This is a genomic window from Curtobacterium sp. MCBD17_026, assembly GCF_003234895.2.
Lineage (GTDB): Bacteria > Actinomycetota > Actinomycetes > Actinomycetales > Microbacteriaceae > Curtobacterium > Curtobacterium flaccumfaciens.
The window spans coordinates 588,519-613,590 of sequence record NZ_CP126281.1; the positions used below are offsets into that span (position 1 = coordinate 588,519).

Sequence of the window (25,072 nt, forward strand, 5' to 3'; positions counted from 1 at the left end):
TCTACGGGGCGCGCGCGACACGCCGGGACGTCCCCGGGCCTCCAGGCGGGCCCTTGCTGTGCGTTTGCTCACGTCTGTTCCAACGCGTATATTCCAAACCGAATAGTCAACAACGAACAAGCGGACTGGAGGCACGTGTGCCGTCGCTCACGCCACTCGCGTTCGCCGCGCTCGGGCTCCTGGCCGAGGGGCCGACGCATCCCTACGAGATGTTCCAGACGATGACGCACCGCCGGGACGGCCGGAACGTCAAGGTCCGGCCCGGCACCCTGTACCACCAGGTCGGCCGCCTGGTGGAGCTCGGCCTCGCCGAGGTCGTCGGGACCGACCGGGCGGGCAACCGTCCGGAACGCACCACCTACGCCATCACGGACGACGGGTGGACGGCCCTGCACGACGGGCTCGTCCGGCTGATCGCCGAACCGGCCGAGGAGTACCCCGTCTTCCACCTGGCCGTCGCCGAGATCGAGAACCTGTCGGTCGACGAGGCCGAGTCCGCGCTCCGGGCACGGGCCGTCGCACTCCGGGCCCAGCGCGACGAGGCGGACGAGATCCTCGGGGTCGTCCGTGCGAAGGACCTGCCCGAGCGGTACTGGCTCGACGTGTCGTACGTGCGTGCCATGCTCACGACGCAGATCGAGTGGCTCGCCGCCACGGCCGACCGGATCGCCGCCGGCCACATCTCCTGGGACGCCTCCGTCGCGTCCGCAGACACCACCACGAACAGCAAGGAAACCACTCGATGACCACCGTCACGCCTCCGCGGACGACCGAGAAGAAGCCGTGGCCTGCCCTGTGGGCACTCGTCGTCGGGTTCTTCATGATCCTCGTCGACTCGACCATCGTGTCGGTCGCCACCCCCACCATCGCCCAGAAGCTCGACGCGGACATCAACTCCGTGATCTGGGTGACGAGCGCCTACCTGCTCGCCTACGCCGTGCCGCTGCTCATCACCGGCCGGCTCGGCGACCGCTTCGGCCCGAAGGTCATGTACCAGATCGGCCTCGTGGTCTTCACGCTCGCCAGCCTGTGGTGCGGCCTGGCCGGCTCGATCGAGGTGCTGATCGTCGCCCGCGTCGTGCAGGGCCTCGGCGCCGCGATGATGAGCCCGCAGACCATGTCGGTCATCACGCGCATCTTCCCGCCGCAGAACCGCGGCGCGGCCATGGGCCTCTGGGGCGCCGTCGCCGGTGTCGCGTCGCTCGTCGGCCCGATCGTGGGCGGCCTGCTCGTCGACGGCTTCGGCTGGGAGTGGATCTTCTTCGTGAACGTCCCCGTCGGTGTCGTGGCGTTCGTGCTCGCACAGCGCTTCGTGCCGTCGTTCGAGCGTCACGGACACCGCTTCGACTACCTCGGCATCTTCCTGTCGGCAGCGGGCCTGTTCCTGCTCGTCTTCGGCATCCAGGAAGGCGAGACCTACGACTGGGGCGTCATCGCCGGCCCGATCTCGGTGTGGTCGCTCATCATCGTCGGCCTCGTGGTGCTCGCCGGCTTCGTCGTCTGGCAGGGCGTGCAGAAGGGTGAGCCGCTGCTGCCGCTCGGCCTGTTCAAGGACCGCAACTTCACGCTGGCCAACGTCGCCATCACCGCCGTCGGTGTCGCGATCGCCTCGTTCGCGCTGCCGATCATGCTGTGGGCCCAGGACGTCCTGCGCTTCTCGCCGACCCAGGCCGCACTGCTCCTCGTGCCGCAGGCCGTGCTGTCCGCCGCACTCGCGCCGATCGTCGGCAAGAACCTGAACCGCTGGAACCCGCGCTGGGTCGCCTCGTTCGGGCTCGCCTGCTTCTCCGTCGGCCTGTTCTGGTTCGGCGCCCTGCTGTCGAGCGGTGCCGAGTGGGGCTGGGTGCTCCTGCCGAGCGCGCTCCTCGGCCTCGCCAACGCCTGCATGTGGGGACCGCTGTCCGTCTCGGCGACGCGCAACCTGCCGCCGAAGCTGGCCGGTGCCGGCTCGGGTGTCTACAACACCACGCGCCAGATCGGTGCGGTGCTCGGTTCCGCCGGCATCGCCGCCCTGATGGAGGCCCGGATCACCGCGAACTTCCCGGCGTCGTCCGGTGGGGCCACGGCCGGTGGCGCGGAGCAGCAGGTCGGCGCACTGCCGGGCTTCCTGCTCGAGCCGTTCTCCAAGGCCATGGGTGAGTCGCTCTACCTGCCGGCGATCGTGCTCATCGTGGCCATCGTCGCGGCGCTGTTCCTGGCGAAGCCGAAGCAGACCGTCGCCTGGCAGCAGACCGGATCGGTGACCACGCAGCCCGACGCCGAGCCCGCGGGGGCCCCGTCGAAGTAGGGCACGAGCGTACTTCGTGAGCAGGAATGGTCGGGTCGCCTTCGGGCACCCGGCCATTGCTGCTCACGAAGCGAAGCGAAGCCGGGCGTCGCGTGGCGTCGCGCCGACCGCTCATCCGCGGCGCTGCAGGTGCGCCCGGGTGAGCTCGTCCACCTGCTCGTCGGTCAGGGCGTCGACGGCCCGGGCCTCGCGGCGGTCGGTCCGCTGCCACCGGATGAACAGGGCGACGAGCACGGGGATGTCCGCCACCTCGGCGATGAACCACAGCAGGTCGCCCGCCAGGTGCTGGTCCTGCAGCGGTGACGGGTACCAGGCCCGACCCACCACCGGCACGAGGGACCCGTCGAGCACGTGGTTCGTGATCCGCAGCACGATGCCGGGCACCGCGTCGACGACGAGCTCGACGAACGCCAGCAGGAACTCGGCCGTGGCGAACGTCGACGAGACGAGCACACCGACCTCGGACAGCGGCGCGAGCAGCCCGAACCCGAGCGCCGGCACGGCCACGGTGATGACGGCGGCCCATGCGGGGGACTCCCGGATCACCGCCGAGAACGGGGTGAGCAGGACGGCGAACAGCGCGAGCGCGACCAGCGGGGCGACGATCGCGTTGCCGAGCAGGCGCACCGGACGTGACCGCATGACCGCGTCGGCGACCTGCGCCAGGCGAGCCGGGCCTCCGATCCGGAGCAGTGCGACCGGCGCACCGAGCGCGGCGAAGGTGGGGACCGCGAAGAACAGCAGGGCGGCCCGCAGGACGAAGGCCCAGCGCAACCGCTCGTCGTCGACGCCGACGATGCCGAACTGCAGGACGCCGAACAGCACGAGCGCCGTGGCGAAGGCGAGCGTGCGCCACCACGGCCATCGGGCACCCCGTCGCGCCGCGCCGACGACCCACCGGCCGTAGGCGACCGCGGCGACGACGAGGAGCACCGCCGCCAGGGGATCGAACCGCCAGGTGCTCCAGAACTCGGGTGTCGACGGCGTGGGGAGCCTCCTGGGGATCAGGCGGACTCGTCCTTCGCGCCGCCGGAACCATCCTCCGTCCGCCCGACGTCCGCCGGGGGTCCGTCGTGGCCCCGCGACGGTGAGAACCGGTTCAGATCCGGGCGACCCCGCGTGCCGGGACGGTCCGCGACAGCAGCCAGACGCCCGCCGGCACGGCCACGGCACCGACGAGCGCGACGCCGAACGACAGGTGCAGCTGCATCACGAGGAACGCCGGGCCGATCGTGCAGAGGGCGGCGAACGCGACGACCGGCCACGACGGGCGGTCGGCCGACGGCAGCAGCCGGGGGAGCGGCCGGTCGAACCAGCGCAGAGCCCTGGCCACCCCGATCGCGACGGCGAGCACCACCACGAGTGCGACGATGCGCGACGCCCACCACGGACCGGAGCCCGGCGCCGGGAACGGCACCCCGACGAGCAGGGCGATGCCGTTCAGCGCGATGAACAGCGGCAGGTGCCACAGGTAGATGGTCATGCCGTCGCGGCCGAGGACGAACACGGCCCCGAGTGCGGCCCGCGTGCGCATCAGCCTGGTGAGCGGAGCGTGCACGAGCTGGACCAGGCAGGCCTGCGCGATCGCGAGGAACGCCAGCGGGAGCATCGGCGGGTTGAGGTCCTGCAGCATGTCCGGTGCCCAGAGCCCGACCGAGGTCATCGGCACGAGCACGGCGTACGCGGCGACGGCGATGCTGAGCAGGAGCACCTTCGACCGGCGCGCGAACCAGCCGTCGGCCCAGAGGAAGCCGAGCTGCTGCGCAAAGAGCCACACCGGCCCGAGGTTGAGCAGCCCGACCTCGGCGACACCGGTGGACAGGCGGACGGCGTCGACCGCCCCGGCGAGCACGAGCAGCACGGCGAGGGTGGCCCAGGGTGCTCGCTCGTGCAGGCGCATCATCACGGGGACGCAGCACTGGGTGATGCCGTAGGCAGCCAGGAACCAGAGCGGCGAACCGATGCCGAACGCGACCTCGGCCAGGAGCTCCGGCGGCGTGCCAGCGGCCGTGGCGACCCCGAGCCCGAGCGCGAGGAACACGAACAGCGGCACCGCGGGCCGGAACAGCCGCACCAGGCGGGTGGCCAGGTAGTCGCGGGCGGGGCTCGGCGCGCCACGGGCGACGGTGCTGCGCCAGCCGACGGCGCTCGCGAACCCGCCGACCACGAAGAACAGCGGCATCACCTGCCCGGCCCAGGTGGCGGCGACGTACCAGGGGAGTTCCTGCAGCGGGCTCGTGACCCGCACCCCCTGGTCATCGGCCGCGACGCCGACCATCGTGACGTGCACGATGACGACGAGGACGACGCAGGCCGTCCGGATGAGGTCGACGACCAGGTCCCGCTTCGCGATGATCCCCCGGACGTCCGCGGTGCTGTTCGCCTGTTCAGGCAGACCCTGGCTCGTGGACATGTTCGGACGTTAGCGTGCGGAACGGTCGGTCCAGTGTCGTCCCAGCTGATCGCGACCGGATCGTGACACTTCGTATTCCGGTGGCGGCATGCGTCTCCTCGCTGGTCGGTAGCAGAAGCTCGTGTACAGTGAACGCGTTGTCTTGATTCCTGCAAAAGAAAGGCTCAGCATGGACGCCGACGCCGATCTGCTCCGTTCCTCGGGGCTCCGGGTCACGACCCCACGACTCGCGGTGCTCCGCGCGACGGACTCGATGCCGCACGCCACCGCGGACGACATCGTCACCGCGCTCGCCGTGGAGCTGCCGACCACCAGTCACCAGGCCGTCTACGGCGTGCTGAACGCCCTGACCGGCGTCGGGCTCGTCCGCCGCATCGAACCGGCCGGCAGCCCTGCGCGCTACGAGCGCCGCACCGGTGACAACCACCACCACATCGTCTGCACCCTGTGCGGCGCGATCGAGGACGTCGACTGCGCGGTCGGCCACTCGCCCTGCCTGACGCCGTCCGAGACCCACGGCTTCGCGGTCACCACCGCCGAGGTCACCTACTGGGGCATCTGCGAGCGCTGCGCGGCGGCAGAGCGCGACGACGCAGAGCGCGACGACGCGGCGCGCGACGACGCGGCGCGCGACGACGCGGCGCGCGACGACGCGGCGCGCGACGACGCGGAGCGCGACCACCCGGACGCGCCCGACGCGAGCGCGCAGGCGCCCGACGCCCCCACGCCCGCCTGACGGCGATCGCCCTCCGCACCGGCGCCACGACGCGCCGGACCCTGACCACCCGAGCACCCCTGACCGAACCAACGTCCCACCGCAGGAGGAACCGTGTCCGACCAGAACACGCCGACCGGCACCCCGACCACCACGACCAACAGCGGCGCACCCGTCTCGAGCGACGAGCACTCGATGGGTGTGGGGGCCGACGGCCCCCTCGCGCTGCACGACCACTACCTGGTCGAGAAGCTCGCCCAGTTCAACCGCGAGCGTGTCCCGGAGCGGGTCGTGCACGCCAAGGGTGGCGGCGCCTTCGGTACCTTCACCGTCACGCAGGACGTCTCGCGCTTCACCCGCGCCGCGTTCCTGCAGCCCGGTCAGACCACCGAGATGCTCGCCCGGTTCTCGAGCGTCGCCGGTGAGCAGGGTTCCCCCGACACATGGCGCGACCCCCGCGGCTTCGCGCTGAAGTTCTACACGACCGAGGGCAACTACGACCTCGTCGGCAACAACACCCCGGTGTTCTTCATCCGCGACGGCATCAAGTTCCCCGACTTCATCCGCTCGCAGAAGCGCCTGCCCGGTTCGCACCTGCGCGACCACGACATGCAGTGGGACTTCTGGACCCTTTCGCCCGAGTCGGCGCACCAGGTCACGTGGCTGATGGGCGACCGCGGCCTGCCGGCGAGCTGGCGCGAGATGGACGGCTTCGGCTCGCACACCTACCAGTGGATCAACGCCGAGGGCGAGCGCTTCTGGGTGAAGTACCACTTCATCACCGAGCAGGGCCACAAGACCCTGACGCAGCAGGACGCGGACCGCATCGCCGGCGAGGACGCGGACTTCCACATCCGTGACCTGCACGCCGCGATCGAGCGTCAGGACTTCCCGCGCTGGACCCTCAAGGTGCAGGTCATGCCCTACGAGGACGCCGCGACCTACCGCTTCAACCCGTTCGACCTGACGAAGGTGTGGCCGCACGCGGACTACCCGCTCATCGAGGTCGGCACGATGGAGCTCAACCGCAACCCGGAGAACTACTTCGCGCAGATCGAGCAGGCGACCTTCGCCCCCTCGAACTTCGTGCCCGGCATCGCTGCCAGCCCGGACAAGATGCTCCTGGCGCGCATCTTCAGCTACGCGGACGCACACCGCTACCGCGTCGGCACGAACCACGCCCAGCTGCCGGTGAACGCCCCGAAGAACGAGGTTCACTCGTACTCGAAGGACGGCGGCATGCGCTTCGACTTCCAGAAGTCCGAGGTGCCGGTGTACGCGCCGAACTCGCTCGGTGGTGCGCACGCCGACCCGAACGCGACTGACGACGCCCCGGGCTGGGAGTCCGACGGTGCGCTGCAGCGTTCCGCCGCGACCCTGCACCCGGAGGACGACGACTTCGGCCAGGCCGGCACGCTCGTCCGTGAGGTCCTCGACGACGCCGCCCGTGAGCGCCTGGTCGGCAACATCGCCGGCCACGTCTCGAAGGTGACGCGCGACGACCTGCGTGAGCGTGTGTTCGCCTACTGGACGAACGTCGACGCCGACCTGGGTGCGCGCGTGCGCGCCGCGGTCGCGCCGAGCGCGCCGGGCTCCAACGAGGACCCGGAGAAGGTCGCGGTCGAGGCGTAAGCCCCGCTGGACGACCAACGGACGGGAGGCCCGGTACCAGCTGGTACCGGGCCTCCCGTCCGTCGGTCGTCGCGTCTAGACCTGCTGGCCGTTCAGCCAGATCGGGCCGGTGCGTCGGGGGTGCCCAGTCCTCGTGCTCAGACCTGCTGGCCGTTCAGCCAGATCGGGCCAGCGGGCCAGTCCTCGAGCTGCGCTGCCACCGGCAGCGCCATCCAGCCGCCCTGCTCGGTGTTGCTGACGCCCGCGCCCTCGGCGGTGAACGCCGAGAAGGTGCCGACGGCCTCGGGGAACTCGTGCCAGCCGAGCTTCGCGTAGAAGCGGATGCGGTCCTCGCCCGCGCCGAGGAACCCGAAGGGGACGCGGAGTCCCTCGAGGACCGCCGCGGTGCGGGTCATCAACTCGCGGCCGACGCCGCTGCCCTGCAGGCGGGGCGCGACGGCGACCAGGCCCGTGTCGCCCACCAGGACGTCCTGCCCGCCGACGGAGATGTACATGCGGCGGATGCCGACGTGGGCCAGGACGACCCCGTCGGCGTCGTGCGCGAGCACCCGGCGTTCCGGCTGCATGCCGGACCAGCTCCGGCCGCCCACGTACCAGTGCGACCAGTCGGGGAAGGCCTGCCCGAGCAGCGCTGCGATCGCTTCGTGGTCGGGGAGCGACAGCGTGCTCTCCTCGACCACCTCCCACCGGATGTCGTCAGTCACGGGTCCATCCTGCACGGATGTGGTGGTGGTCGTTGCGTTTTCGTATCGACCGGTAATACGTTAACGGTGAAATCTGGGCGATGTCGGAACGAAAGGGGAGATCGATGTCGATCAAGAACGTCGTACTGGGTGCGGTCGTGCTGGGGAGTGTCGTGGGCGGCGGGATCGCGGTCGATACCGTGACGGCGCCGGAGGCGAGTGCGGCGACGTGCTGGCGGAAGGTGACGCAGAGCACTGGCTTCAACGAGTCGGGGTGTGGTCGCGCTCAGCACTTCAACCGTCTGCGGAGCGGGACGATGAAGTGGGGGAACGTGGTCGGTGGCAACAAGTGGTCCTACCAGGCTGCCTGCTGGACCAACATCGCCCAGTACGGCATGACCCGGGCCTGACGCGGTGATTCGGAGCAGGCTTCGGGGGGCAACGATCGTCGGGGCGATCGCCGCCGCGTGGCTCGTCGGTTGTGCCCAGGCGGATGCTGCACCCCGGGTCGTCGATCCGTCGGGCTTCTCCGCGGCCGGGCCGTGGGCGGGTGAGTTCGCGGAATCGGCCTCCGACACCAGTTCCTACCAGTGGCAGATCCTCTCGGACGGAACGATCTCGGCGCGGGAGGTCGCAGATGCGCAGTCCCGCATGAGCGCATGCATGCGAGATCTCGGCTACCACTACACGACAGCGGAGGATGGCACGTCCGAAGCCTCGCCACTCCCAGGGCGGAAGGCTGAAGATGCCATGGCCATGAACGATTCGAAGTCGAAGTGCGCGAAGGACTTCGACAGCGACGTGACCTACCTGTTCAACGAGGTCCGGCGGAACCCGGAGAAGCAGGACGAGGCAACGATCACCGTCGCGTGCCTCCGTGCTGCGAGACTCGTCGACGACACGTACACCGAACGTGACTGGCGTGATCAGAACGACGACGGGAACTTCTCCTTCTCGCCGTGGGATCCCGCAGCCGTACAGTGTCGGCTGGACCCCCTCGGCCTCTGGCGGCGGTGATGCGCTTCCCATCTGCCGCGCTCCTGGCGCTCGGGGCGATGGTGGTCGCAGCGGCGACGGCCGCAGCCATCGTGGTCGCTGTGCCGGCCGAGGTCCCGGCCGCACTCCGGACGGCTGCCCCCGCGAGTACTGTCCGGGTGACCGAGCGCACCGATGCCGATGAACGACAGGTGCAGCTCGCACTCGACATCGGTGCCCCACGGTTGGTCGTGACGTCGCGGACCGGCACGGTGACGACGTCGACGTGCTCGACTGGGGCACCCGTGCGGAGCGGGGACGTCCTCGCGCGGGTCGACGGACAGCCGGTGCTCGCACTCGCCAGTGACGAGCCGCTGTGGCGCGACCTCGAGCTCGGCGACCGCGGGGCCGACGTCACGGGGTTGCAGCGGGAACTCACGCGCCTCGGTGCCGGATTGAGCATCGACGGCGTCCTCGGTCGGGGCACACTCCGTGCTGCGCAGCAGTTCCTGGTCGACCGAGGCGTCGACCGCGACGACCTGCCCGACGACGTCGTGCCGCGGGCCCCGTTCGCATGGGTACCAGCCGCCGAGAACATCGTCCTGGCATGCGTGGCCGTCGTCGGGGCAACGGTCGGCGCCGACGGTGTCCTCGTCGAACTCCCGGCCGAACTCCGCGGTGCGCGCATCGAGGCGCTCCCGGTCGATCCGGCGCCGGGGGAGCGCGTGCTGCGGATCGGGAACGCCGATGTCCCGATCGACGCCGCCGGGGTGGTCTCGTCGCCGACGGCCCTCGCCGCGATCACCGCCCCGCCGGAGTACGCCGCGACGGTCGCTTCGGCGGACGGCGCACCCACCGTGGCCGCGACGTGGACGCTCAGCCGGCCACGAGCCGTCCAAGTGGTGCCACCGACGGCCCTCTGGGACCTCGTGGGCGCCCAGGCATGCGTGCAACCGACGACGGGGCGGTCACTCCGGGTCGAGGTGCTCGGATCGGAACTCGGGCAGTCGTTCGTCCGGGTGCCCGGCGGACGAACGCTCGACCGGATCAGTGCCGCGCCGGACCGGTCCAGCTCGTGTCGGTGACGCTCGAGGGCGTCGGGCACGTTTGGCCGAACGGCACCGTGCTGTTCGACCGCGTCGACCGCACCTTCGCCGAGGGGACCGTGACCGCGGTCGTCGGGCCGAGCGGTTCCGGCAAGTCAACGCTGCTCGCGATCCTCGCCGGGATGCTCCGTCCGACGCGCGGTGCCGCCGTCCGTCCGCCGGGCTGTCGGCCGCTCTGGGTCTTCCAGAACCCGTACGGGGTGGCCCGCCGCCGAGTGCTTGACCACGTCGCGTTGCCGTTCGTCGCCCAGGGCGCGGATCGTCGGACCGCGGACGTCCGCGCGCTCGGGGTCCTCGAGCGCTTCGGGCTTGGTTCGCGGGCGCACGCGCGATTCGCCGAACTGTCCGGTGGTGAGGCGCAACGCCTGATGCTCGCGCGCGCGATCGCGAGTGCGCCGGGTCTGATGCTGGTCGACGAGCCGACGGCGCAACTCGACCGAGCGACCGCGATCGAGGTGAACCGTGGGATCGGTGCGCTCGCCGCGTCGGGGACGGTCGTCGTCGTCGCCACGCACGACGACGCGAGCCGTGACGCCTGCGACGGAGTGCTCGACCTCGGGCGGTACCGATGAGCCCTCGCCGGATGCAGGTGACCGAGGTCTGGCGGGAGGCGTGGCGCGACATCGCTTCCGGAGCCTCGTGGGCAGCCACGGCCGCTGTCGTCCTCGCGGTGCTGCTCAGCGGCGTCGTGGGCATGCGCGCCGTAGCGGTCGCCGGTGACGTCCGAGCGGCTGCGGTGTTTGTCGCGAGCGGTGCGGCGACGACCGTCCAGCGGGCCGAGGGGCGGATCGACGGCCGCGTGTGCGATGCCCTCGCGGATGCCGAAGGGGTCATCGCGTCTGGTGCGTTCCGGCGCCTCGACGCCGGGGTCGTCCCCGCCGCGCTGCCGGGCTCGGCGATCCCGACCTACGAAGTGACCGCCGGGGTGCGTGGCCTGCTCGGCGGCTCGGCTGCCGACGGGGCGACGGGAGTGATCGTCTCGCCCGCGGTGCACGAGACCCTGGGCCTTGCTGCCGGCGATCGCCTCGTGACGGTGGGCGGCGCGGGCACCGGAGTCGCCGGCGTGTACGACTACCCCGACGACGGCCGGGACCCCGACCTGGAGTACGCGGTCCTCGCGCCGGCGGTCGACGACGGGTCGCCGTTCGACGCCTGCTGGGCGACGGTGTGGCCGCAGCGCGACGACACGGTCTCGATGCTCCGGCGCACCGTCTTGCCGGCGAGCGGGGCCGACGGCGAGGACCGACCGACCGCCGGGCAGCTCAACCCGACGCTGGGCGCGGTCTTCACCCCCGCGGCGCGGCAGCCAGTGCTCGTCCCGTTCGGTGCAGCGGCCCTCGTGGGGCTGACGATCGGCGGGGCAGCGGTCGCACGGCGTCGGCTCGCCCTGGCCTACGACCGGCACGTCGGGGTACCGCGGTGTGCGCAGGTCCTCGGCGTCGTCCTGCAGCACCTGGTCTGGGCATCGGTCGGGGCGGTGGTCGCGACGAGCGTCGCGGTGGTGTCGGTGCGTGGCCTCGACGTCGACGATGCGCTGCCGATCGTGCGCGAGGCGATCGCGATCGCGTCCCTCGGGCTCGTGGGCGCGCTGCTCGGTGGGGCGCTCGCCGCGGCCGCGATCCGCGAGCGCGCGCTGCACCGCTACTTCCGCTCCCGCTGACCGCGGCCGGAGGGGCGGACGCGCACCGGGCCTCTCGTCGCCTGCGCGCCCCGTCCGCTGCGCGCCCCCGTGCGCCAAAGCGACAGATTGCCGCGAACTGTTCGCAGAGATCTGTCGCTTTGGCGGGTACCTCGCACCGGGATGGCGTGGATCTGTCGCTTTGGCGCAGGCGACCGACGCCCATTTGGTTGACGCGTCAACTAAATGGGCGCACACTGGTGCCATGCACCCGCAGAACCTCCTCGCCGCCGACACCGGGATGGGTGCCGTCACCCTCCGCGTCGCGAACCTCGACCGGATGATCGGCTACTACCGCGACGGCGTCCAGCTCTCGCTGCTCTCGAACGAGGGCGGCGTCGCCGTCCTCGGGCGACCAGGTGCCGGTGGCCTGGCGGTGCCGATCGTGATCCTCGAGCACGCGCCGTCCATGCAGCACGCAGGCCCGCACGACGCCGGCCTGTTCCACACCGCGATCCTGTTCGACACGACGGCCGACCTGGCCGCCGCGCTGTACTCGGTCGCAACGAAGTTCCCGCAGACCTTCACCGGCAGCGCCGACCACCTGGTGAGCAACGCGTTCTACTTCACCGACCCCGAGGGCAACGGCGTCGAGCTGTACTGGGACCGTGACCGCACGGAGTGGTCGTGGACGCACGGCATGGTCGACATGGACACGAAGTACGTCGACCCGAACGCGTTCCTGCAAGAGCACCTGACGGTCGAGGCAGTGGAGTCCGCGCCGAACGCGCCGGGTCGGGTCGGCCACGTGCACCTGTCGGTCGGCGACGTCGCCAGCGCGAAGGACTTCTACGTCGACAAGCTCGGCTTCGCGACGACGGCCGGTTGGGGCGAGGCCCTGTTCGTCAGCGCCGGCGGCTACCACCACCACATGGCGATGAACACCTGGAACTCACGTGGGGCCGGGCGCCGCCAGCTCGCGCTCGGGCTGGGACTCGTGCGGATCGAGGTGCCCGGGTCGGACGACCTCGGTGCCCTCGTCGCACGCATGCACGACACCGGGGTGCAGACCGCCGACGACGGCCGGACGGTCGCGTTCGAGGACCCGTGGGCGAACCGCATCGAGGTGACTGCGCCCGGTCGCGCCTGACGCGGTCCGCCGCGGGGCGGCCGAGACTCGGACTGAGCGACACTTCTCGCGCCCGCAGCCACGAGAAGTGTCGCTGACTCCGAGACTCGGCGCCGGCTGCCCGGCTGCCCGGCCGCCCGCATCAGGCGCTGTTCGAGATCCCACCGTCCGACTTCAGCAGCTGCCCGTTCACCCAGGCGCCCTGCTCCGAGCAGAGGAACCCGACGAGCGCGGCGGTGTCCGACGGGCGTCCGAGTCGGCCGAGCGGAGTGCCCTCGACGGCCCACCCCTTGACCTCGTCGGACATCCAGCCGGTGTCGTTCGGGCCCGGGTTCACCACGTTGGCGCTGACGCCGAGGCTGCCGAGCTCCTTCGCGGCGCCGAACACGATCCGGTCGAGCGCACCCTTCGATGCCCCGTACGGCAGGTTGTACGCGATGTGGTCGCTCGTCAGCGCGACGATCCGGCGTCGGTCGCGCGGTGCGGCGTCCCCGGCGCGCTCGAGCCCCGCCGCGTAGGCCTGCACGAGCAGGAACGGTGCGCGGGCGTTCACGGCGAAGTGGCGGTCCCACGACTCGACCGTGGTGGTGCGCAGGTCGGAGTCCACGGACTCGCAGTGCGACATGACGAGGGCGGTGACGGGGGCGCCGGCATCCGACTCGGCGCGGCCGACGAGCGCGGCCGCCTGCTCCGGGTCCTCCAGGTCGACCGGGAGGCGCGTCACCCGTGCTCCCGCCGCCTCGCACTCCTGCACCACCGACTCGACCCCGGCCGGGTCCGCCCCGCCGCTCACGCGGTCGTCGTAGGGCCCCCACCACGAGATGGCGAGGTCCCAGCCGTCGGTTGCCAGCCGGGTGGCGAGTGCTGCGCCGATGCCGGCTCTGCGGCCCACCCCGGTCACCAGGGCGAGTGGTCGTGCGGACGTCATGCGGGCCTCCTGTCCGGCGCTCCGTCGCGCCGATCGGCACCCAGTCTGCCGGAACCGGCCACCCCTGTGGCCATCGCACCCGGTGTCCTGTCGGCGGACGGCCGACCGCGGGGGCCAAGATGGACGGATGCCACGCACACGACGGCCCTCCCGACCGGGGCGCGGACCCCGCGGCGGTCGCCCGGATCCCCGCGACCTGCCACTCGAGCACGTCCGCGACCGGATGTCGTCGTACATCTACGGCAACATCACGGTGCTCGCCGTCGCGATCGCGGTGAACCCGGATCAGATCCACCACGGAGCAGCGGTGGCGACCGTCCTGGCGACCGCGGTGCTCACGTACCTGGCCCACGTGCTCGCGCACCTGGTCGCGCACGGGCTCGGCGACGACGGCGAGGAGTCCGCCGAGGACCGCGCTGCGCGCCGCGACTCGGTCGCGACGATCGTCAGGAACGCCAACCCGATCGCGACCTCCGGGCTGATCCCGGCGGTCCTCTACGCGGTTGCCTGGATCGGGTGGCTGCCGGCGGAGTGGGCACAGATCGCGGCGACGGTGATCCTGGTCGTACGCATCGGGTTGGTGGGTGTGTTCATGCAGCGGTTCAGCGGGAAGCAGCCCACGTTCCTCGGGCTGTGGGGCGGCATCGTGCTGGCCGCGGTGGCGTTCGTGATCGGCCTCGTCAAGGTGGTGCTGACGCATTGAGCGACACCGACGCCCACGCTGCATCCGGCGCTGACGCCGACGCCGTGGCCGAGCCGAAGCGCGGCGGTCTGCGGTTCCTGCGCGACCTCGTCATCATCGTCGTCGTGGCGCTGTTGGCGTCCTTCCTGGTGAAGGCGTACCTGGTCCGTTCCTTCTACATCCCCTCGGCCTCGATGCAGAACACGCTGCTCGTCGGGGACCGGGTGCTCGTCAACGAGCTCGTGCCCGGGGTCGTCCCGCTGCAGCGTGGTGACGTCGTGGTGTTCCAGGACCCGGGCGGCTGGCTCAGCATGGGCCAGGGCGACGACCTGATCAAGCGGGTCATCGGCCTGCCGGGTGACACGGTGTCGTGCTGTGACGCCCGGGGGCGCCTGTCGGTGAACGGACACGCGGTCGACGAGCCCTACGTCGTGCTCGAACGCGGGTCGGACCGTGTCGCCGGGAAGGACTTCGAGATCACCGTGCCGAAGGGGCGCATCTGGGTGATGGGCGACAACCGCTACGACTCCGCCGACTCGCGCGTGCACGGCACCGTGCCGGTCGACGACGTCGTGGGGCGCGCCTTCGTGACCACGTGGCCGATCTCGCGGTGGTCGGTGCTGTCCCGGTACGGGGACGAGTGGGACCGGGTCCCGACGCCGTGACCGCTGACGACCAGGGCTTCGGCTACGAGACCGGCGGGGACGACGACCTGTCGATCCACCGGATCGCGACACCGGGCAAGCAGTCCGGGACGATCGGTCCGCGTCCCGACCACGTCGTGTTCTGGCTCGCCGACGGCCGGGCCAGCCTGACCGCCGACGACGGCGAGCAGTGGCAGGTCGGCGCCGGGCGGCCGATGATGCTCTCGGCGTCCGTCGCGTACGCCTTCGAGACCGACGCGACCGCCACGACGCTGCTGCACCTGTCGCCGTCGCTGCTCGGCGACACGGGGGAGTCCTCACTGTTCCGGCAGCCGGACGCGGGCGATCCCGCACTCGAACCGCTGCGGGCACTGCTGCGCGAGGCCTCCGGGCGCATCCTCGACCCGGCGCTGCCCGCCGCCGACCGTGCGGCCCTGAACCGGCGGATCGCGACCGTCGTCCTGTCGACCTTCGCCCGGTCGCGAGCGGACGTCGCGGACCGGATGCGGCGCGCGATCGGCTTCGTCCACGACCACGCCGACCGGGTGTTGACGGTGGCGGACGTCGCAGCGGCCTGCGACCTGAGTGAGCGCGGCCTGCAGGACCTGTTCCGCCGTCGTCTCGGCGTCACGCCCATGCGGTACCTGCGCGAGGTCCGGCTCGACCGGGTGCACCTGGAGCTGGGGCGGCCGGGTTCCCGCGCGCTGCTCGTCAGCGAGGTGGCGCGGCGGTGGCGGTTCACCCACCTGGGGCGGTTCGCGGCGTACTACCGGGAACGGTTCGGGGAGCAGCCGCACCAGACCATCGCGCGGAGCGGCACACCCGGAGAACGGTAGTTCTCGCGTTCTTCGCGGATTCCGGCATCCGGCTCGGCGGGCGAACCGCGCGTCGAGCACCCGGTCGCGGTCGGGGTCAGCAGCCCGTCGTCGTCAGGGTGACCCTCGCGACGGTGCCGTCGGACACCGTGGTCGCCTGCGGGCAGAGGTCGCCGGCGCGGACCGTGACCTGGCCGAGGGGAACGCCCGCGAAGTCCGCCGTACCGCCCGGGAACACCCGCTGGTGCTCGGAGAGCTTGCCGGTCGAGGCGAACACCTTGACCTCGTAGGGGTGGTCGGCGGCGTTCGACGACACCGTGACCGACACCTGGCCGGTGGAGTCGTGGGCGCCACAGCCAGCGAGGGCCAGGAGCGCGGCCGCGCCGAGGACGGTTGCGGGGACGACTCGGAGCACGACGACCAGGGTACGCCGACGCGCCCGACCACCTGCGCCCTCCGGACTGGGGACAGGCCTTGTCCGTTCCGCGCGTTACCGTGGGAGCATGCAGCCGGAAACCGCGATGTCCGTGCCCGCGCCGACCGGGGCCGATGCGGTCCGGCGAGCCGCTCTGATCGCGGCACTCGACGTGGTCGACGGCGGGGTCGAGGAACGGTTCGAACGGATCACCCGGATCGCCCGTGAGGCCCTCGGGGTCTCCGGCTCGTTCCTCAACCTGGCGGGCGAGACCACGCTGACGATCAAGTCGCAGCAGAGCGACGCCGCCTTCGATCCGGTCATCCCGCTGCAGGACACGTTCTGCGGACGGAGCCTGGGTGAGCAGGGCCCCGTGGTCGTCGCCGATGCCCGACTGGACGACCGGTACGCGGACCTGCCGATGGTGCTCGACGACCCGAACATCCGGTTCTACGCCGGTGTCGGGCTCCGCGCCGGCGACGACGACCTGAAGATCGGCACCCTCTGCCTGATCGACCCCGAGCCGCGCACCCTCGACGCCGACGAGCTCGAACTGCTGCAGGAACTCGGCATCTGGGCAGAGCGCGAGCTGCTCGCCGGTGCCGACGAGGACCGGCTGCGCACCGTGCTCCACGGCCTGCAGCCGGCTGCCGTGCAGGTGCCCGGGTACCGGATCACGGGGGTGTCGATCCCGCACGGGCTCGTCTCCGGTGACTTCCACGACTGGCACCGCTCCGGCGAGGACTCGATCCACCTGACCGTGTCGGACGTCATGGGCAAGGGGATGTCCGCCGGGCTCCTCGCGGCGAACATCCGCGGTGGGCTGCTCGCCCGCGGCGACCAGGACCCGAGCGTCGCGGTCGCCGAACTCGAGGCGCAGGTCGCCCCCGAGCTCAGCCGTGCCGAGTCCTTCGCGACGATGTTCCACGGCCGACTGACCCCGTCCACCGGGCGCCTCGACTTCGCCGACGCCGGCCACGGGCTCGTACTGCAGCTCCGCGACGACGGTGCCGAACGGATCCTGCGGTCGTCGGACCTGCCGATCGGGCTGCACCCCGCAGGGATGCCCCGCGCCGCCGGGTCGCTCGTGCTCCGGCCCGGTGACGTGCTCATCGTCGTGACCGACGGCGCGCTCGAGCTCTGGGACTCCACGCTCGCGTCGCTGTCGGAGCTCGGGTCGCTGTACCGGGAGTCCCCGGACGTCGAGACGTTCCTGCAGCGGGTGCGCGCACGCGTCGCCGAGCACGACCCGGGCGACGACCTGACCGTCGTCGTGGTGGCGCGGGACGCGCTCGGGGCCTGAGCGGTCGAACAACTGCCGCCGGCTCGTCGGCCGGTCGCGCGGCGAGTGGTCGCGACCTGCCGTGCGTCGGGCGCCGAGTGGTCGCGAACTGTCGGTTGGCGCGGCCTCGGGCGACGGTTCGTGACCGCCCGCCGGACCTGAGCGGGGTGTCGTGACCGTTCGTGCGACACCGTGCACAGGCCGGCCGGCCGGCCGGCCGGCCGACCGGGCGGGGCGTCAGGCGCCGAGGCGTTCGATCAGCTCGGCGTAGCGCGCAGCCGTTCGCTGGACGATCTCGTCCGGCAGGACCGGCGGCGTGCCCTGGCGATCCCAGTGCGCGCTGAGCCAGTCCCGCACGATCTGCTTGTCGAACGAGTCGGTGCGGTCGGCGGAGCGGGCGTCCCAGTAGCGGCTGGAGTCGCTCGTCAGGACCTCGTCGGCGATGCGGATCCGGCCGGCGGCGTCCTGCCCGAACTCGAACTTGGTGTCCGCGATGACGACGTCACGCTCGAGAGCGATGGCCGCGGCCTCGGTGTAGACGTGCAGCGAGAGCTCGCGCAGGGTGGCCGCGGTCTCGGCACCGACCAGGTCGACGGTCTGCTCGTACGAGATGTTCTCGTCGTGCTCGCCCTGGGCCGCCTTGTACGCCGGCGTGTAGATCGGTTCCGGCAGGCGGTCACCGTTGGACAGCCCCGCGGGGAGCGCGACGCCGCACACGCTGCCGGTCTCCTGGTACTCGGCCCAGCCGCTGCCGACCAGGTACCCGCGCACGACGCACTCGACGGGGAACATCGTCAGCGGCATGACGTGCATCGACCGTGCCTCGACCTCGGCGGGCACCGGGGTTCCACCGGAGGACGGGCCGATGATGTGGTTCGGGACGTCGCTCAGCTGGGTGAACCAGAACCGCGACAGGCGGGTCAGCAGCTCGCCCTTGCCCGGGATCGGCGGCTCGAGCGCGAAGTCGTACGCGCTGACCCGATCCGAGGCGACGAGCAGCAGCTCGGACGCGCTCGCCAGGTCCGCGGTGCCCTCGGGCACGTAGAGCTCGCGCACCTTGCCGGACGAGACGTGCCGCCAGCCGGCGATCGGAGCGGCGGCGGTCACTTCGCGACCTTCGCGGCGATGTCGGTGCGGAACTGGGCGCCGTCGAGCGTGATGTCGCCGAGCCCGGCGTAGGCGCGCTCGCGGGCCTGGGCGAAGTCCGACCCGGTCGCCACGACGCTGAGCACCCGGCCACCCGTGGCCACGAGCGTGTCGTCGAGGACACCGGTGGCGGCGTGCGCGACCGAGACGCCGTCGCGGGCGTTCGCGTCGTCGATGCCGGTGATCGGTCGACCGGTCTGCGGGTTCTCCGGGTAGCCCTCGCTCGCCAGGACGACGGTCACGGCGACCTCGTCGCGGAACACGGGTGCGGGCACCGCACCGAGCTGCCCGGTGGCGGCGGCCAGCAGGAGTTCGCTGAGCGGCGTGGCCAGGCGGGGGAGCACGACCTGCGTCTCCGGGTCACCGAAGCGGGCGTTGAACTCGATCACGCGGACGCCCTGCTCGGTGACGATGAGGCCGCAGTACAGGAGCCCGACGAACGGCGTGCCCTCGTGTTCGAGGCGACGGACGGTCGGCAGCGCGACGAGCTCGGTGACCTCGTCGACGAAGGCCTGCTCGGACGGCCAGCGGTCGGCGAGCCACGGCAGCGGCGAGTACGCACCCATGCCGCCCGTGTTCGGTCCGTGGTCGCCGTCGGCCAGGCGCTTGTAGTCCTGCGCAGGGCTGAGCGCGCGGACGTCGTGCCCGTCGCTCAGGAAGAACAACGAGACCTCTTCGCCGTCGAGGAACTCCTCGACCACGACGTGTCCGTGCTGGAGCCAGTAGGTGGCGTGGTCGATCGCGGCCTGGCGGTCGTCGGTCACGAGCACGCCCTTGCCGGCGGCGAGCCCGTCGGCCTTGACCACGTACGGGGCGCCGAGCTCGTCGATCGCGGCGACGGCTTCGTCCGCCGTGCCGGCGTAGACCGGACGCCCGGTGGGCACACCGGCCTCGCCCATGATCCGCTTGGCGAACGCCTTCGACCCCTCGAGCTGCGCGGCGGCCTTGCCCGGCCCGAACACCGGGATGCCGCGGGTGCGCACCGGGTCGGCCACGCCGGCGATGAGCGGGGCCTCGGGGCCCACGACGACGAGCTCGACGTCGTTCTCGATCGCGTACTCGGCGACGAGCGCACCGTTGGTGGGGTCGAGGGAGACGGTCTCGACGTCGGCGGCGATGCCGGCGTTGCCGGGCGCTGCCGTGATGACGTGACCCGCATGCTCAGCGAGGAGGGCCGTGATGATCGCGTGCTCGCGGGCACCGGAACCGAGGACGAGGATTCGCACCCGATCACCCTACCCAGCCCGACTCGCCGCCCGCGATGCGAGGGCTAGCCTGTGGAGATGCCACCCAGGAGGATCGACGACGCCGACGGGCGCGCGGCACTGGCCGCGGTGCGTCGTGGGGAGACGGCTCGACCGGCCGTCGCGACCGCGGTGCGGTGGACGTTGCAGTGCCTGGCGGACGAGGTGCCGGGCAACAGCGTCGAGGTGCGGGTGCCGCCGTTCGCCGCCGTCCAGGCCGTGCCCGGACCCCGGCACACCCGTGGCACGCCGCCGAACGTGGTCGAGACCGACGCCACCACGTGGCTCGCGCTCGCGTCCGGCGAGCTGACCTGGGCCGAGGCGGTCGCGCAGTCGCGCGTCAGCGCCTCGGGCTCGCGCGCCGACCTGACGGCGTTCCTGCCGGTCCGGCTGCCCGCCCCCGGCGCCTGACCCACCCGCGCCTGACCGAATCGCGCCTGCCCGAACCGCCCCGAAGCCGCCCGCGGAGGATTCCCGCGCGAATTAGGTAGTGCCTACCGATGCGCCCGCATCGACCGGGTTCCTAAGCTTGAAGTCGCCGGGATTCGGACCCGACCCGAACGGGTCCGAACCCGGCGACAGGCACCAAGGTACGCGATGTTCCACACAACGTGTCAATCGTGGCGGCGCGTCGTGCTGCAATCCGCAACGTTCTTGCGTGTGCGACAGCCGATGCCGAACGCTGAGCAGCTCAGAGCAGCTCAGAGCAGCTCAGAGCAGCTCGCTGAGCTCCGAGCGCGCGTGCAGGTCCCACTTCGCGAAGACACGGGACAGGTGCGCGTCGATCGTCCGCGTCGAGAGCCCGAGGGACTCCGCGATCCGGCGGTTGCTCAGCCCCTGCGCAGCGAGCTCGGCGACCTCGTACTCGCGCTTCGTCAGCGGCGGTTTCGAGCGCGCGGCGGCCACCGAGACACCGTGCGCCGCGAGCACGCCCTGCGCCGCGATCACCCGCGTGCGATCGCCGGCACGCACGGCGTCGGCGTACTCGATCACGGCGGCGGCGAGTGGTCCGTCGACGCGGGTGGCGGCCTCGCGCATCCGCGCGAGCGAACCGGTCGAGTCGCGCCCCTGCGACATGCCGACCGCGTGGTGCAGGGCGTACCCGTACATCACGTGCGTCCACGAGCCGTTGGCCGTGCTGCGTTCGATGATCTCGTCGGCGTGCTGCAGTCCGGCCGGGTTGCCGAGCACGGCCTCGGTCCAGGCGATCGACACGGCGACCTGCTCGCCGATGATCCGCATCGCCCGCAGCGGGGTGGTCCGGGCCCGCTCGAGCGCACTGGAGGCTGCTTCCGGGCGTCCGGCGTAGGCGTGCGCCAGGGCCAGACGTGCCCAGGGGTAGGCCGCGAACCCGCCGTGGTCGGCGATGTCGTACCGTTCGCACGCCGCCGAGAACGCGGCGACCGCGTCGTCCCAGCGGCGCTGTGCGATCGCCAGGTTGCCCTGGCCGATGAGCTCGAGCGTGAAGTCGTACTTCAGGTATGGGCTGGACCGCCCCGCCGGCACCTCGATGATCAGGTCGTCCAGGTCGCCGCGCCACATCTGCACCTGGTGCAGGACGGAGGAGTTCTCACCGACGCTCCAGGGCGCTGCCTCGACGTGCGCCACGGCGGTGGCCAGGGCGCGGTGTCCGAGCGCGGACGCGTCGTCCAGTCGGCCGGCGGTCGCCAACGCCATCACGGCGCAGGGTGCGACGGCGAGGAACGACATCGGCATCGTCGGGGCGTGCACGATCCCGCTGCGCTCGATCTCGGCCCGGACCTCGGCGAAGTCTCCGCCCCAGCCCTGGTGCGCCATCCGCAGCAGCCGCAGCCGCTCGACGGCCTCGTCGGACTCCACCAGGCGCGTGGCGGCATCGGTCAGGGCGACCGCCGCCGTGACGTCGTCGTCGTGGAACTGGCGGATGTTCGCCAGGGTCTCGCACGCTTCGATCACGGCCTCGTCGGTGACGTCGCCGACGTGCCGTTTCGCCACGTCCCAAGCGGCTTCGGCGCCGGCGCGGCCGGCTTCACGGCCGTCCGAGTACGAGTACGCCAGCGAGCGGAGGCAGTGCGCCGTGACCTGCTCGGTCGGGGTGAGTGTCGTGCGGAGCGCTGCTGAGGCCAGGGCGATCCCGCTCTCGTGCTCCTGCAGCCGCACGGCGACCTGCGCGGCGTCGAGCAGCTGGTCCACCGACGGCAGGACCCCGCACTCGAGCGACCACAGCGCGGCACGCAGGCGTGCTGCGGGCGGTGCGCCCTCGGGCCGGTCGGTGCGGAAGGCGTTGGCGCGCGCGAAGAGTGCCGTGCGCCGGGCCACCGGCACCAGGGTCCGGATGACCTCGCCGACGAGCGGGTGCGACGGCCGGACGACCGCGGCGCCGTCCTCGAGTGAATCGATCCGGACCAAGCCGAGCGCGACGACCCGGTCGACGTCCCCGCCGGTGACCAGGCCGAGCAGGCGCGCGAGCGGGATCGGGTCGGCGAGGGCGACGATGTCGACGACGTCGCGCAGGTCCTCCGGCAGCGACCCGAGCTCCGTGCGGTACATGTCGGCGAGGCTGTCCGACGCGGTCACCCGTCCGCGCCAGTACCACCCGGTCGCCGTGTGGTCGAGTGCACCGGAGACCCGTGCCGCGCGGACCACCTCGCGCAGGTACAGCGGGTTGCCGGCGGTGGCGCGGTGGACGCGCTCGGCGGAGGCGTTCTCGAGCGGCGAGCCCAGCGCCTCGGCCACGAGTGCCGCGGTCTCGTGCAGCGCCAGGGGCTGCAGGTCGATGCGCTCGAGCAGGTCGTCCTGCCACAGCGCGCGGAGCGGCTCGGGGAGCGCCGTGAAGTCGCGGCAGGTCAGGACGAGCCGGGCGCCCTGCCGGCGGACCAGCCAGGCGACGTACCGCGCGGAGATCGCGTCGAGGTGGTCGGCGTCGTCGACGCGGAGCAGGACGTCGCGGTCGACGAGGTCCTCGATCGCCCGGAGGCGCTGCTCGGCACCGGTGTCGTCGGACAGCTCCGAGATGGACGCCGGCAGCTCGCCGAAGCGCTCGGCGACGGCGCCGAAGGGCATCGACCTGCTCGCGGCGACCGCCGTGATCGGCACGACGACCGTGCGGCCGGTGCCGTCGCGACCGGCGACGCGGTCGGTGACCCGCGCCGCGGCGGTGCTCTTGCCGATCCCGGGGGCGCCGACGAGTGCGACGCTCCACCGGTGCTCGGCGACGACGGCGACGGCGCGGTCCTCCTCGACGCGCTGCGCGACGGGCCAGGCCACGCGGGCGGGGGCGGTCGGTCGGCGTCGGCGGGCGGGTGCGGTTCGTTCACGCATCCGACACACCTCCTCCCCTTGGGATACCGACCAGTAGCGACCATCCTCTCCCGGATCGGTCGCCGGGCACAGGCCGCGGGACGTCCCACAGTGGGGGACAATGGACGGGTGAGCAACACCGATCAACCCGACGAGCAGCCGCTCCCCACGCCGGCACCGGCTCCCAGCGCGGTCGCCAGCCCCGACGAGGTCACCATCCGCCGTGCACCGAAGTTCGGCGTGTTCATCGTCGGCGGTGCCGTGCTCGGATTCCTCGCGACCCTCGTCGTGGTCGCCCTCACCATGAACCTCGGTGGCCAGCGGGACCAGACCAGCTTCGGCAGCCTGGTCGGCTACTTCAGTCTGTGGGGTGTCACGATCGGTGCCTTCGTCGGTGCGGTCGTCGCCGTCGTGTTCGACCGGGTCTACGCCCGGCGGTCGGCCCGCCTGACGGCGGAGCGCGTCGAGGTCGAACTGCCGCCCGAGACGGTCGACGGCGAGCTCGACGACCACGGTGACCAGCGGCCGTAGCCGCTCCCGATCAACGGACTGGAGGCCCGGTGCCAGCTGGCACCGGGCCTCCAGTCCGTCTGGTGGTCGCGTCTCGGACGCGACCTAGCTGAGCTGGTTCGCCTCGACCCAGGACAGGTACTCCGGGCTCACGGTGCCCGTGACGTACTCGCCCGTGAAGCAGCTCATCTCGAGGTCGGTCACGTCGGAGCCCTCGATGATGGCGTCGCGCATGTCCCCGACCTCCTGGTAGATCAGGTGGTCGCTGCCGAGCACGCGGTTGATCTCCGGGATCTTCCGGTCGTGCGCGATGAGCTCCGCGCGCGTCGGCATGTTGATGCCGTAGACGTGCGGGAACCGGACAGGCGGAGCGGCACTCGTGAACGTGACCTCGTTCGCGCCGGCGGCCCGGGCCATCTCGACGATCTCGCGGCTCGTGGTGCCGCGGACGATCGAGTCGTCGACGATCAGGATGTTCTTGCCCTTGAACTCGGACGACATCGCGTTGAGCTTCTGGCGCACCGAACGCTTGCGCTCCGCCTGCCCCGGCATGATGAAGGTGCGGCCGACGTAGCGGTTCTTGTAGAAGCCCTCGCGGTACTCGATGCCGAGCTTCCGGGCGACCTGCATGGCCGCCGGACGGCTCGAGTCCGGGATCGGCATGACCACGTCGATGTCACCGGTCGGCGCGTACTGCTCGATGGTGTCGGCGAGACGGTTGCCGAGGCGCAGACGCGCGTCGTAGACCGAGATGCCGTTCATCACCGAGTCGGGGCGTGCCAGGTAGACGTACTCGAACGAGCACGGCACCAGGCGCGGGTTCTTCGCGCACTGGCGGGCGTGCATCTGGCCGTTCATCTCGATGAAGACGGCCTCGCCCGGGGCGATGTCGCGGACGATCTCGTACCCGCCGGACTCGAGCACGAGCGACTCGCTCGCGACGACCCACTCCGGCTGCCCGGCCTCGTCGAACTTGTGGCCGAGGATCAGCGGGCGGATGCCGAACGGGTCGCGGAAGGCCAGCAGCCCGTGCCCGGCGATGGTCGCGATCGTGGCGTAGGAGCCCTCGACCCGCTCGTGCACGCGCTCGACGGCGTCGAAGACCTGACCCGGGTCGAGGTTCGCGCCGCGGACCTGGCCCTGCAGCTCGTGCGCCAGCACGTTCACCAGGAGCTCGGTGTCGCTCGTCGTGTTCAGGTGGCGACGGTCGATGTCGAACAGTTCACGCGTGAGTTCCCGCGTGTTGGTGAGGTTGCCGTTGTGGACGAGGACGATGCCGTACGGCGCGTTCACGTAGAACGGCTGGGCCTCTTCCTCGTTCGTCGCGGCGCCCTTGGTGGCGTAGCGGACGTGTCCGAGTCCCATGGTGCCGAGGAGGGCACGCATGTCGCGGGTGCGGAACGCCTCACGCACGTGGCCGCGGGTCTTGTGCATGTGGTGCACGTGACCCTCGACCGTGGCGATGCCCGTCGAGTCCTGCCCGCGGTGCTGCAGGAGGAGCAGTGCGTCGTAGATGGATTGGTTGGCGGGGCCCTGCGCAACAAGGCCGACGATGCCGCACATTCGCGG

At 71.7% G+C, this 25,072-nt stretch carries 24 protein-coding genes and 1 pseudogene; 16 read left to right on the plus strand and 9 right to left on the minus strand.

Annotated features, from left to right (window positions below):
* Window positions 1-137: 137 nt before the first annotated feature.
* Both DEI85_RS02840 and DEI85_RS02845 read left to right on the plus strand, forming a co-directional pair.
* Window positions 138-746: a PadR family transcriptional regulator gene (locus DEI85_RS02840; protein WP_051596619.1), complete on the plus strand. Its 609-nt coding sequence runs from the start codon at window positions 138-140 to the stop codon at window positions 744-746.
* Window positions 743-2,287, plus strand: a complete 1,545-nt coding sequence (locus DEI85_RS02845) for a DHA2 family efflux MFS transporter permease subunit (RefSeq protein ID WP_027465025.1) — start codon at window positions 743-745, stop codon at window positions 2,285-2,287. The genes DEI85_RS02840 and DEI85_RS02845 overlap by 4 nt, the downstream gene beginning before the upstream one ends.
* Window positions 2,288-2,398: 111 nt before the next feature.
* Here DEI85_RS02845 and DEI85_RS02850 read toward each other — a convergent pair whose 3' ends face one another.
* Window positions 2,399-3,220: a cytochrome c oxidase assembly protein gene (locus DEI85_RS02850; RefSeq protein WP_110858833.1), complete on the minus strand. Its 822-nt coding sequence runs from the start codon at window positions 3,218-3,220 to the stop codon at window positions 2,399-2,401.
* Window positions 3,221-3,386: 166 nt separating this feature from the next.
* Complete coding sequence (locus DEI85_RS02855) at window positions 3,387-4,700, minus strand: acyltransferase family protein (protein ID WP_111123698.1); 1,314 nt, start codon at window positions 4,698-4,700, stop codon at window positions 3,387-3,389.
* A 169-nt stretch (window positions 4,701-4,869) separates the two neighbouring features.
* On the opposite strand from DEI85_RS02855, the pseudogene DEI85_RS02860 reads away from it, so the two are divergent.
* Both DEI85_RS02860 and DEI85_RS02865 read left to right on the plus strand, forming a co-directional pair.
* A pseudogene (locus DEI85_RS02860) lies at window positions 4,870-5,289 on the plus strand (Fur family transcriptional regulator); the annotation flags it as partial.
* A 240-nt stretch (window positions 5,290-5,529) separates the two neighbouring features.
* Window positions 5,530-7,047: a catalase gene (locus DEI85_RS02865; RefSeq protein WP_111123697.1), complete on the plus strand. Its 1,518-nt coding sequence runs from the start codon at window positions 5,530-5,532 to the stop codon at window positions 7,045-7,047.
* Between the two features lie 137 nt (window positions 7,048-7,184).
* Here the strand turns inward: DEI85_RS02865 and DEI85_RS02870 are convergent, their stop codons facing one another.
* Window positions 7,185-7,751, minus strand: coding sequence for a GNAT family N-acetyltransferase (locus DEI85_RS02870; RefSeq protein WP_181436388.1), 567 nt, complete (start codon window positions 7,749-7,751; stop codon window positions 7,185-7,187).
* A gap of 104 nt (window positions 7,752-7,855) precedes the next feature.
* Between DEI85_RS02870 and DEI85_RS02875 the strand changes: the two genes are divergently transcribed.
* The 6 genes from DEI85_RS02875 (at window position 7,856) to DEI85_RS02900 (ending at window position 12,579) form a co-directional block, all read left to right on the plus strand.
* The gene (locus DEI85_RS02875; protein ID WP_110858837.1) at window positions 7,856-8,140 is read left to right on the plus strand and encodes a hypothetical protein; all 285 of its coding nucleotides are present in this window, start codon (window positions 7,856-7,858) and stop codon (window positions 8,138-8,140) included.
* Window positions 8,141-8,486: 346 nt separating this feature from the next.
* Window positions 8,487-8,747: a hypothetical protein gene (locus tag DEI85_RS02880; protein WP_110858838.1), complete on the plus strand. Its 261-nt coding sequence runs from the start codon at window positions 8,487-8,489 to the stop codon at window positions 8,745-8,747.
* Window positions 8,747-9,790 (plus strand): peptidoglycan-binding domain-containing protein, encoded by a 1,044-nt coding sequence (locus tag DEI85_RS02885; protein WP_111123695.1) that lies wholly within the window; start codon window positions 8,747-8,749, stop codon window positions 9,788-9,790. Before DEI85_RS02880 ends, DEI85_RS02885 begins: the two co-directional genes overlap by 1 nt.
* Entirely contained in the window at window positions 9,781-10,383 is a 603-nt protein-coding gene (locus DEI85_RS02890) for an ABC transporter ATP-binding protein (protein ID WP_111090228.1), read from the plus strand. Before DEI85_RS02885 ends, DEI85_RS02890 begins: the two co-directional genes overlap by 10 nt.
* Window positions 10,380-11,471: a hypothetical protein gene (locus DEI85_RS02895; protein WP_146244637.1), complete on the plus strand. Its 1,092-nt coding sequence runs from the start codon at window positions 10,380-10,382 to the stop codon at window positions 11,469-11,471. The genes DEI85_RS02890 and DEI85_RS02895 overlap by 4 nt, the downstream gene beginning before the upstream one ends.
* 223 nt (window positions 11,472-11,694) lie before the next feature.
* Window positions 11,695-12,579, plus strand: coding sequence for a VOC family protein (locus tag DEI85_RS02900; RefSeq protein ID WP_111123694.1), 885 nt, complete (start codon window positions 11,695-11,697; stop codon window positions 12,577-12,579).
* A 121-nt stretch (window positions 12,580-12,700) separates the two neighbouring features.
* On the opposite strand, the gene DEI85_RS02905 is transcribed toward DEI85_RS02900, so the two are convergent.
* A complete protein-coding gene (locus DEI85_RS02905; RefSeq protein ID WP_111123693.1) occupies window positions 12,701-13,486 on the minus strand; it encodes an SDR family oxidoreductase in 786 nt (261 codons plus the stop codon).
* Between the two features lie 127 nt (window positions 13,487-13,613).
* Here DEI85_RS02905 and DEI85_RS02910 point away from each other — a divergent pair, with 127 nt between their 5' ends.
* From DEI85_RS02910 to DEI85_RS02920, 3 genes are read left to right on the plus strand one after another with little or no spacing between them, the layout of a single operon-like run.
* Window positions 13,614-14,189: a hypothetical protein gene (locus DEI85_RS02910; RefSeq protein ID WP_146249003.1), complete on the plus strand. Its 576-nt coding sequence runs from the start codon at window positions 13,614-13,616 to the stop codon at window positions 14,187-14,189.
* Window positions 14,186-14,833, plus strand: coding sequence for a signal peptidase I (gene lepB / locus DEI85_RS02915; protein WP_111123691.1), 648 nt, complete (start codon window positions 14,186-14,188; stop codon window positions 14,831-14,833). The genes DEI85_RS02910 and lepB overlap by 4 nt, the downstream gene beginning before the upstream one ends.
* Complete coding sequence (locus DEI85_RS02920) at window positions 14,830-15,648, plus strand: helix-turn-helix transcriptional regulator (RefSeq protein ID WP_146249002.1); 819 nt, start codon at window positions 14,830-14,832, stop codon at window positions 15,646-15,648. Before lepB ends, DEI85_RS02920 begins: the two co-directional genes overlap by 4 nt.
* Window positions 15,649-15,724: 76 nt before the next feature.
* On the opposite strand, the gene DEI85_RS02925 is transcribed toward DEI85_RS02920, so the two are convergent.
* The gene (locus DEI85_RS02925) at window positions 15,725-16,042 is read right to left on the minus strand and encodes a hypothetical protein (RefSeq protein ID WP_111123689.1); all 318 of its coding nucleotides are present in this window, start codon (window positions 16,040-16,042) and stop codon (window positions 15,725-15,727) included.
* 88 nt (window positions 16,043-16,130) lie between these two features.
* Between DEI85_RS02925 and DEI85_RS02930 the strand changes: the two genes are divergently transcribed.
* Window positions 16,131-17,345: a PP2C family protein-serine/threonine phosphatase gene (locus tag DEI85_RS02930; RefSeq protein ID WP_110858848.1), complete on the plus strand. Its 1,215-nt coding sequence runs from the start codon at window positions 16,131-16,133 to the stop codon at window positions 17,343-17,345.
* Between the two features lie 216 nt (window positions 17,346-17,561).
* On the opposite strand, the gene DEI85_RS02935 is transcribed toward DEI85_RS02930, so the two are convergent.
* On the minus strand, window positions 17,562-18,431 hold the full coding sequence (locus tag DEI85_RS02935; protein ID WP_110858849.1) for a phosphoribosylaminoimidazolesuccinocarboxamide synthase: 870 nt from the start codon (window positions 18,429-18,431) through the stop codon (window positions 17,562-17,564).
* On the minus strand, window positions 18,428-19,696 hold the full coding sequence (gene purD / locus DEI85_RS02940; RefSeq protein WP_111090232.1) for a phosphoribosylamine--glycine ligase: 1,269 nt from the start codon (window positions 19,694-19,696) through the stop codon (window positions 18,428-18,430). The genes DEI85_RS02935 and purD overlap by 4 nt, the downstream gene beginning before the upstream one ends.
* 57 nt (window positions 19,697-19,753) lie before the next feature.
* Between purD and DEI85_RS02945 the strand changes: the two genes are divergently transcribed.
* Window positions 19,754-20,125: a sterol carrier family protein gene (locus DEI85_RS02945; RefSeq protein WP_111123718.1), complete on the plus strand. Its 372-nt coding sequence runs from the start codon at window positions 19,754-19,756 to the stop codon at window positions 20,123-20,125.
* Window positions 20,126-20,425: 300 nt separating this feature from the next.
* On the opposite strand, the gene DEI85_RS02950 is transcribed toward DEI85_RS02945, so the two are convergent.
* Entirely contained in the window at window positions 20,426-23,014 is a 2,589-nt protein-coding gene (locus DEI85_RS02950) for a helix-turn-helix transcriptional regulator (RefSeq protein WP_146238481.1), read from the minus strand.
* A 108-nt stretch (window positions 23,015-23,122) separates the two neighbouring features.
* On the opposite strand from DEI85_RS02950, the gene DEI85_RS02955 reads away from it, so the two are divergent.
* Window positions 23,123-23,524 carry a hypothetical protein gene (locus DEI85_RS02955; RefSeq protein ID WP_110858851.1) on the plus strand — a complete coding sequence of 134 codons (402 nt, stop codon included), beginning with the start codon at window positions 23,123-23,125 and terminating at the stop codon, window positions 23,522-23,524.
* Window positions 23,525-23,608: 84 nt separating this feature from the next.
* On the opposite strand, the gene purF is transcribed toward DEI85_RS02955, so the two are convergent.
* A complete protein-coding gene (gene purF, locus DEI85_RS02960; protein WP_027465037.1) occupies window positions 23,609-25,066 on the minus strand; it encodes an amidophosphoribosyltransferase in 1,458 nt (485 codons plus the stop codon).
* Between the last annotated feature and the right edge of the window lie 6 nt (window positions 25,067-25,072).

Excerpts from the sequence above, each read along its gene's own strand:
- DEI85_RS02845 (WP_027465025.1), top strand. The coding sequence starts at position 743 with ATGACCACCGTCACGCCTCCGCGGACGACCGAGAAGAAGCCGTGGCCT.
- DEI85_RS02855 (WP_111123698.1), bottom strand. The coding sequence starts at position 4,700 with ATGTCCACGAGCCAGGGTCTGCCTGAACAGGCGAACAGCACCGCGGAC.
- DEI85_RS02875 (WP_110858837.1), top strand. The coding sequence starts at position 7,856 with ATGTCGATCAAGAACGTCGTACTGGGTGCGGTCGTGCTGGGGAGTGTC.
- DEI85_RS02880 (WP_110858838.1), top strand. The coding sequence starts at position 8,487 with ATGAACGATTCGAAGTCGAAGTGCGCGAAGGACTTCGACAGCGACGTG.
- DEI85_RS02885 (WP_111123695.1), top strand. The coding sequence starts at position 8,747 with ATGCGCTTCCCATCTGCCGCGCTCCTGGCGCTCGGGGCGATGGTGGTC.
- DEI85_RS02895 (WP_146244637.1), top strand. The coding sequence starts at position 10,380 with ATGAGCCCTCGCCGGATGCAGGTGACCGAGGTCTGGCGGGAGGCGTGG.
- DEI85_RS02900 (WP_111123694.1), top strand. The coding sequence starts at position 11,695 with ATGCACCCGCAGAACCTCCTCGCCGCCGACACCGGGATGGGTGCCGTC.
- DEI85_RS02905 (WP_111123693.1), bottom strand. The coding sequence starts at position 13,486 with ATGACGTCCGCACGACCACTCGCCCTGGTGACCGGGGTGGGCCGCAGA.
- DEI85_RS02910 (WP_146249003.1), top strand. The coding sequence starts at position 13,614 with ATGCCACGCACACGACGGCCCTCCCGACCGGGGCGCGGACCCCGCGGC.
- DEI85_RS02930 (WP_110858848.1), top strand. The coding sequence starts at position 16,131 with ATGCAGCCGGAAACCGCGATGTCCGTGCCCGCGCCGACCGGGGCCGAT.
- DEI85_RS02945 (WP_111123718.1), top strand. The coding sequence starts at position 19,754 with ATGCCACCCAGGAGGATCGACGACGCCGACGGGCGCGCGGCACTGGCC.
- DEI85_RS02950 (WP_146238481.1), bottom strand. The coding sequence starts at position 23,014 with ATGCGTGAACGAACCGCACCCGCCCGCCGACGCCGACCGACCGCCCCC.
- purF (WP_027465037.1), bottom strand. The coding sequence starts at position 25,066 with ATGTGCGGCATCGTCGGCCTTGTTGCGCAGGGCCCCGCCAACCAATCC.